Here is a 7434-nt window from a genome sequence, read left to right as displayed (position 1 = left end):
CCTGGTTTTCCCACTCCTTCGGATAGCCGATGCCGGGCTTCGTTTCGACGTTGTTGAACCAGGCGTATTCCATGCCTTCGCGACTGGTCCACACATTCTTGCAAGTGACCGAGCAGGTATGACAGCCGATGCACTTGTCCAGGTTCAGCACCATCGCGATTTGAGCGCGGACTTTCATTCTGCGGCCTCCATGGGGGATGCTTCGGGGGCCGCGTCCGCGGCAGGTCTTTCGAGCCAGTCGACGTTGCTCAACTTGCGTACAATGACAAACTCGTCGCGGTTGGACCCGACAGTGCCGTAGTAGTTGAAGCCGTAGGACTGCTGCGCGTAGCCGCCAATCATATGCGTCGGCTTCACCACAGTGCGTGTTACTGAGTTGTGGATGCCGCCGCGATGACCGGTCTGCTCGGAGCCCGGCACGTTCACGATCTTCTCCTGTGCGTGATACATCATGCACATACCCTCTTTCACGCGCTGGGAGACGACAGCGCGGGCAACCAACGCACCGTTCGTGTTGAAGGCCTCGATCCAGTCATTATCGACGATGCCAGCCTTCTGCGCGTCGACCTCGCTGATCCATACGATGGGACCGCCGCGAGACAGCGTCAGCATCAGGAGATTGTCGGTATAAGTCGAATGGATGCCCCATTTCTGATGGGGCGTAATGAAGTTGAGGACGACTGTCTTGTTGCCATTCGGCCTGCGGTCGATGACCGGCTTAACAGTCTTGGTGTCAATCGGCGGACGGTAGACGCAGAAGCCTTCGCCGAAGGCGCGCATCCACAAATGGTCCTGATAGAGCTGTTGGCGTCCGGTCAGCGTTCGCCACGGAATCAGCTCATGCACATTTGTATAGCCCGCGTTGTAGCAAACCTTTTCGGACTCCAAGCCCGACCAGGTTGGCGAGGAGATGATCTTGCGGGGCTGTGCGACGCAATCGCGGAAGCGAATCTTCTCGTCCTCCTTCGGAAGCGCCAGATGTGTGAGCTCGCGGCCCGTGGTCTTGCCCAAAGCCTCCCAGGCCTTGACCGCCACTTCGCCATTCGTCTCCGGCGCCAGCGTGAGGATCACCTCCGCCGCGTCGATGTCGGTCTCGATCTGCGGTAGCCCGTCGGTCGCTCCGCCCTCGACCTTGCCGTTGAGCCGGCCCAGGAAGTCGACCTCGTGCTCCGTGTTCCACGAGATGCCTTTGCCGCCGTTGCCGAGCTTGGTCATTAGGGGCCCCAGCGACGTGAACCGCTGGTAGAGATTGGGATAGTCGCGCTCGATCACTGCGACTTGTGGCATGGTCTTGCCGGGAATCGGATCGACCTCGCCGCGCTTCCAGTCCTTGACGTCGAGCGCCTGGGCGATCTCGCCCGGCGTGTCGTGGAGGATAGGAGCCAGAACGACATCGGTCTCTTTTGCAAGGATCTCCGGGGCCACTTCGGAGAAGGCCTTGGCGATACCTTTGTAGATCTCCCAGTCGCTGCGTGCGCCCCAGACCGGATCCACTGCTGACGTGAGCGGGTGGATGAAGGGATGCATGTCAGAGGTATTGAGATCGTTCTTCTCGTACCAGGTCGCCGTCGGCAGAACGATGTCGGAGTACATGCACGTGGTCGACATGCGAAAGTCGAGGGTGACGAGAAGGTCCAGCTTTCCTTCGGGTGCGGTCTCGTGCCAGACGACGTCCTCCGGCTTTTGTTTCCCTTCTTCACCAAGGTCCTTCCCCATGACGCCGTTCGCGGTGCCAAGGAGATGCTTCAAGAAATACTCGTGCCCTTTTCCAGAGGACCCCAACAGGTTCGAGCGCCAGACGAAGAGATTGCGCGGCCAGTTCTTCGGATTGTCCGGGTCGTGACAGGACAGTTTCAGCTCGCCCGATTTCAACGCGTCCGCGACGTAGTCCTTCGGCTCTTGGCCGGCGGCCTTCGCCTTGGCGGCGACAGTAAGCGGGTTGTCTTCGAGCTGAGGCGCGGATGGGAGCCAGCCCATGCGTTCGGCACGGACGTTGTAGTCAATCAGCGCGCCGTCCCACGGGCCGGCCGGCGCCGTCGGCGACAGGATCTCCTTCACGTCGAGTGTCTCGTAGCGCCACTGATCGCTGTGGGCGTACCAGAACGAGGTCGAGTTCTGCTGGCGTGGCGGGCGCGCCCAGTCGAGTGCAAACGCAAGTGGCAGCCAGCCGGTCTGCGGGCGAAGCTTCTCTTGCCCCACATAGTGCGACCAGCCACCGCCTGACTGACCGACGCAACCGCACATCACCAGCATGTTGATGACGCCGCGGTAGTTCATGTCCATGTGGTACCAATGGTTCATCGCCGCGCCGATGATGATCATGGAACGGCCATTGGTCTTCTCGGCGTTCAGGGCAAACTCGCGCGCCACTGCGATGATCTTGTCGCGAGAAATACCCGTGATCGCCTCGGCCCATGCCGGCGTGTAGGGCGTGTCGTCATCGAAGTTCTTCGCGACGTTGTCGCCGCCGAAGCCGCGATCGACGCCGTAATTGGCAAGGAAGAGATCGTAGACAGTCGCCACCAGCGCTTCGCCGTCGGCGAGCGTGACGCGCTTCACCGGAACCTTTCGCGCCAGCACGCTTGCGTGGTCGCTTGAGGCGAAGTGTTCGTGCTCGATATTGCCGAAATAGGGAAAGGCCACCTCGGCGGTCTCATCGGTGGCGCCGGCCAGCGACAGGCGGAGCTTCACTTCCGCCTTGTCGGACGCCTTCTCCTCAAGATTCCATTTGCCTTTCTCGCCCCAGCGGAAGCCGACTGAGCCGAGCGGGACCACCACGTTACCAGACTCATCGTCGATGGCGACGGTCTTCCATTCAGGATTGTTCGTCTCGCCAAGCCCGTCGGCGAATTCGCTCGCACGCAAGAACCGGTCGGGTACCAGCTTGCCGTCTTGTTTCACCAGCCGGACGAGCATCGGCATGTCGGTGTATTTGCGAACGTAGTCGCTGAAGTACTCCGCCTGCCGGTCGACGTGGAATTCCTTGAGGATGACATGGCCCATCGCCATGGCCAGCGCTGCGTCGGTTCCTTGTTTCACCGACAGCCAGAGATCGGAGAACTTCGAGGCCTCCGAGTAATCCGGCGAAACGACGACGCTTTTGGCGCCGCGATAGCGTGCCTCCGTGTAGAAGTGCGCGTCCGGCGTGCGCGTCTGCGGCACGTTGGAGCCCCACAAGATCAGAAAACCGGAATTGTACCAATCGGCGCTTTCCGGCACGTCGGTCTGTTCGCCCCAAGTCTGCGGCGAGGCCGGGGGCAGATCGCAGTACCAATCGTAGAAGGACATGCACACGCCGCCGAGCAGCGACAGATATCGCGAGCCGGCGGCATAGCTGACCATCGACATTGCCGGGATCGGCGAGAATCCAATCACACGGTCCGGCCCGTAGGTCTTCGCGGTGTAGGCATTGGCCGCTGCGATGAGCTCGTTGACCTCGTCCCAAGTCGCGCGCACGAAGCCGCCCATCCCGCGCTTCTTCACATAAGCCGCGCGCTTATCGGGGTTTTCGACGATCGAGGTCCAGGCGGCAACCGGCGTCAGACTGGTGCGCGCCTCACGCCACAGCCGCAATAGGCGCGAGCGCACCAGCGGATATTTCACCCGGTTCCCGGAATACAGATACCAGGAATAGCTCGCCCCGCGCGAGCAGCCGCGCGGCTCGTGGTTGGGAAGCTCAGGCCGCGTGCGCGGATAGTCGGTTTGCTGCGTCTCCCAGGTGACGATGCCACCCTTGACGTAGATCTTCCACGAGCAGGAGCCTGTGCAGTTGGCCCCATGGGTGGAGCGGACGACTTTGTCGTGCTGCCAGCGCTTGCGGTAACCGTCCTCCCATCGTCTGTCCTCACGGGTGACGACGCCATAACCGTCCGAGAAATCGTCGACGACACGGTTGAAGAAGGTGAGACGGTCAAGGAAATGGCTCACGTGTTTCTCCCTCCACCCACGACGATCCGCCTGGCGCGTTCGCACGCACCACACGGTCGGCAGATGGCAATGCAGAAATTTGAGAAAAGTCGTTCCGTCCCGCGGCCGAGCTGCGCACGGGGGCGGTCGGATAAGGTGATTGTCGTCGCCATTGTGCTGCCCAGCCCCTAGCGAACGCCTCATGCGTGGGCAAAGCCCCTTTGAGGCACCCCTAACTATTGACCGGCAATGCCCGAGGGACGTTGACCTAAGTCAACTTTCCAGCCGATGGACCGGCTTCTATGGGCTATTCCCGAGCCTCAAAAGGCGGGGATGGCACTGGTAAAAGGGCGGAAATAGGACGCGCGGCCCCACGTGCATTCACGGGTAAATGCTCCTAGTGCACGTGCCCGTGGATGTAGTGCTCCAGCTGCTCGATGATGAACTTCTGATCGTCGATTACGGCCTTCACCATATCGCCGATTGATACGACGCCGACCACCTGCTTGTGCTCCAGAACAGGAAGGTGGCGTACGGCACGCGCAGTCATCACGGCCATGCATTCCTCGACCGACTGCTGCGGCAGCGCGCAGATGACTTTGGTCGACATGATGTCTCCGACCCGCGTCCGCGGCGAGGTCTTGCCCTTCAAGATGATCTCACGTGAGTAGTGGCGCTCGGTTATGAGGCCGACAAGCCGACCCTCGTCCAACACGACCAGCGCTCCAACGTCGTGGTCGTCCATGACTTTGAGGGCATCGAACACAGAAGCCTTTGGGCCGATGCTGTGGACGTCGCGGCCCTTCTTATCAAGCACATGTTTCACGGTCGGCATCGGACATCACCCCCTTTGGACGATGATCGACCCAAAAGCTTATCAGCAACCCTTCGGACCGCATTGATTTCGCTCAAGACGCCTTGGGTTTCCTCTCGCGCCGGAAACAGGGGCTCGATTCCCGGGGCGCCAGCGCTACAATCCGCGCGGGCGCGCCTTCCCAACGACTTTGAGATAGACTGATCGCAACGCCCACGGGGGCGGCACGAGGGGGGACTTATTACATATGGCGCAGGCGACGGCCAAGGCCGGTCACGATTCCAGGTTCTGGCTGGTGGTTGCGGCGGCCTGCGCCGGCGCCTTCGAGGTGGCCTACAACACCACCGCGGTCATGACGGCCCTGCCGGCCATCAAATCGAGCCTGGACCTCGATGTCGACACGCTCCAATGGGTGATCAATATCTATATGTTGGCGTCGGCGGTTTCGCTCGCGGCCATGGGCCATTTCGCCGACACGTTCGGCATGATGCGCATTTTTGCCGTCGGGCTCTGCCTTTTCGCGATCGGCTCGATCACGATCGCTTTCTCTGGCGATGCCGCCGTTTTGCTCGCAGGTCGCGCGTTTCAGGGCGCCGGCGTTGCGGCGCTCATGGCGACCTCGGTCGCGCTGATCAGCGTCACCGCGCCGCCCGAGAAGCGCGCGGCCGCACATGGCCTGTGGGCGGCTGCGGTGGCTCTCGGGTTCGCGCTCGGTCCGTTGATTGGCGGAACTCTGACAGACGTGGTCAGTTGGCGCGCGATCTTCGGGCTCGACATCGCCATTCTCGCCGCTGTCGCAGCTTTGAGTTTCTGGGTCGTCCGCTTAGGGCTGGTTCCGCGTGCGCTCGATACCGAAAAGCGGATAGACTTTCTCGGCATCGCGCTCCTTTTTGTGACGCTCGTGTCCTTTCTCTATGGCCTCACCAGCGGCCCGCTGTTCGGCTGGACATCGTTTCAGACTTTGGCGCTCTTCACGGCGGCCATACTGGGCGGCGCTGGGTTTGTTGTGCGGGAACTCCGGGCTGCCGACCCTCTCATCCAGTTCGGCTTTTTCCGCCATTTGGACTACGTGGCCGCAACGCTAGGCATGTTCTTGAACGGCGTGACCCAGATGGGCATTCTGTATTTCACCAATCTTTTCCTGCAGGCGCCGGAAGGTTTGCATTTCAGCGCCTCGCAAGCCGGGCTTGCCCTGCTTCCCTTTACGTCGGCGATGTTCGTGGTGTCGCTTATCCTGCCGCGGCTGATTGCGCCCGGCAGTTTCCGCTTGCCGGTCACCGCCGGAATGCTGGCGCTGGTGGTGGGATTTTGGCTGATGCACGGCATCGACCATCAGACACGCTATAGCGACATTTGGTGGATGCTGACGATCCTCGGCATTGGCGTCGGGTTCAACTGGGCTCTCCTGCCGCGGGTGGGACTGAGTGTTCTGCCCGATGCGAACGCAGGCCAAGGGTCTGGCGTTCTCAACACATGCATGTTCGCAGGCCTCGCCACCGGGACGGCCGTGGGCAGTGTCGTGGCGTCATATATCAAGCGCGGGCTTATCGATCCTGTCGTCGACCGCGTCGCCTCAACGACCCCGGATCTCGATTCACTGAAGGTCACGCTCGTCCATGGCTCGGAAAGTCAGATCGCACGCGCCATGGCGCAAATTCCGCCCGACGATGCACGGAAGCTTGAAGGGGTCATGGGGAGCGCCTTCGACAGCGGGTTTTCCGGCGTCATGGTGATGATGGCGATCGCGGGGCTGCTCGGCGCTGTCATTTGCTTCGCCCTGATCAGCCGCCGGGCTGCTAAGTAGCCGGCAGCTTGGCTGGCTGGTGGGCGGACGAGGCCCTGATCCGCCGCGGGCACGGACTTACAAGCCCTTCGCCGAGCACAATTCCTAGAGCCTCGCCCAACGGCTTCAATTTGTGCCTGCTTCGGCATGGGGCTGTCGGCTATTCAGGTGTTGATCGCAAGCGGCGATGCTGTCTCCGTGGAGGCGGCCGGCGAACATCTCAAGGCGGGCACGAATTGCGGGTCCTGCCAACTGGAAATCAAGAGGCTCATCAGGCTACTAAGGGGGAACGCGTCCTCGCAGGCGCAACGGGGTAAATCGGGCACTGCCAATCAGACCGTTACTGCTGGTGACTTTCCTAATCGCGTTGGATCGCGGCGCGCACTCGGCGTGCGTGGGCTGTGCCTAGGTCGCTCCGCCGAAGATGATTGCGACCGCCACGCCGGTGGCCAACACGGCGAACGACACGATGGCCATGACCCAGACTGGCGGGGAGGGGGCGGGCAGGGCCGAGCCGCTTTTCGCGGCCATATCCATCTTCTTGTCCATGCCGGGCATCGGTTTTGCCGCTTCGCCTTCGGGCCGCACCGTGACCATGCCGTGTTTGAGGTGGTGCGCCACGAGCCACCAGTTCATCGGGTAGGCGAACGCGGCGCCGACAATCAGCGCGAGCGACATGCGGAACCAGAACAGCGGCTCTGAGGGATCGTGCGCGGCGGCGTTTCCGGCGAAGGCGAGCACGGAGACCGGCAGCATGCCGCCCATGAGGCAGTTCATGGACAGGAGCTCGGGAAAACTCATGGGTTGCACCTGCCCAATCCTTGCGCAAAGGGCCATGGCAGCTGGCCAAGGCTTTGGCAATTCTCTGACTTCTGTTGCTTCTCTGCTCTATCGGCGGGGGATCGATCGGCGTAGGCTTATGTCAGTCTTG

Annotated in this window: 4 protein-coding genes and 2 pseudogenes; 2 read left to right on the top strand and 4 right to left on the bottom strand. The window is 61.6% G+C overall.

Going from position 1 to position 7434, the window contains the following annotated elements; all coding sequences use genetic code 11:
- The 3 genes and pseudogenes from narH to ABY454_RS11685 form a co-directional block, all read right to left on the bottom strand.
- Positions 1-178 (bottom strand): annotated as a pseudogene (gene narH / locus ABY454_RS11695) (nitrate reductase subunit beta); the annotation flags it as partial.
- The gene (locus ABY454_RS11690) at positions 175-3927 is read right to left on the bottom strand and encodes a nitrate reductase subunit alpha (RefSeq protein WP_372930876.1); all 3753 of its coding nucleotides are present in this window, start codon (positions 3925-3927) and stop codon (positions 175-177) included. The gene ABY454_RS11690 and the pseudogene narH, both read right to left, overlap by 4 nt.
- Before the next feature lie 376 nt (positions 3928-4303).
- Positions 4304-4741 (bottom strand): CBS domain-containing protein, encoded by a 438-nt coding sequence (locus ABY454_RS11685; RefSeq protein ID WP_372930874.1) that lies wholly within the window; start codon positions 4739-4741, stop codon positions 4304-4306.
- Positions 4742-4967: 226 nt separating this feature from the next.
- Between ABY454_RS11685 and ABY454_RS11680 the strand changes: the two genes are divergently transcribed.
- Together ABY454_RS11680 and ABY454_RS11675 are read left to right on the top strand one after the other, a co-directional pair.
- Positions 4968-6524, top strand: a complete 1557-nt coding sequence (locus ABY454_RS11680) for an MFS transporter (protein WP_372930872.1) — start codon at positions 4968-4970, stop codon at positions 6522-6524.
- Positions 6525-6632: 108 nt separating this feature from the next.
- A pseudogene (locus tag ABY454_RS11675) lies at positions 6633-6764 on the top strand ((2Fe-2S)-binding protein); the annotation flags it as partial.
- A gap of 144 nt (positions 6765-6908) precedes the next feature.
- Here ABY454_RS11675 and ABY454_RS11670 read toward each other — a convergent pair.
- Entirely contained in the window at positions 6909-7304 is a 396-nt protein-coding gene (locus ABY454_RS11670; protein WP_372930870.1) for a DUF4396 domain-containing protein, read from the bottom strand.
- Between the last annotated feature and the right edge of the window lie 130 nt (positions 7305-7434).

Source organism: Methyloceanibacter sp., from assembly GCF_041573655.1.
Taxonomy (GTDB): Bacteria; Pseudomonadota; Alphaproteobacteria; order Rhizobiales; family Methyloligellaceae; genus Methyloceanibacter.
This window is presented reverse-complemented; position numbering and strand designations above follow the sequence as displayed.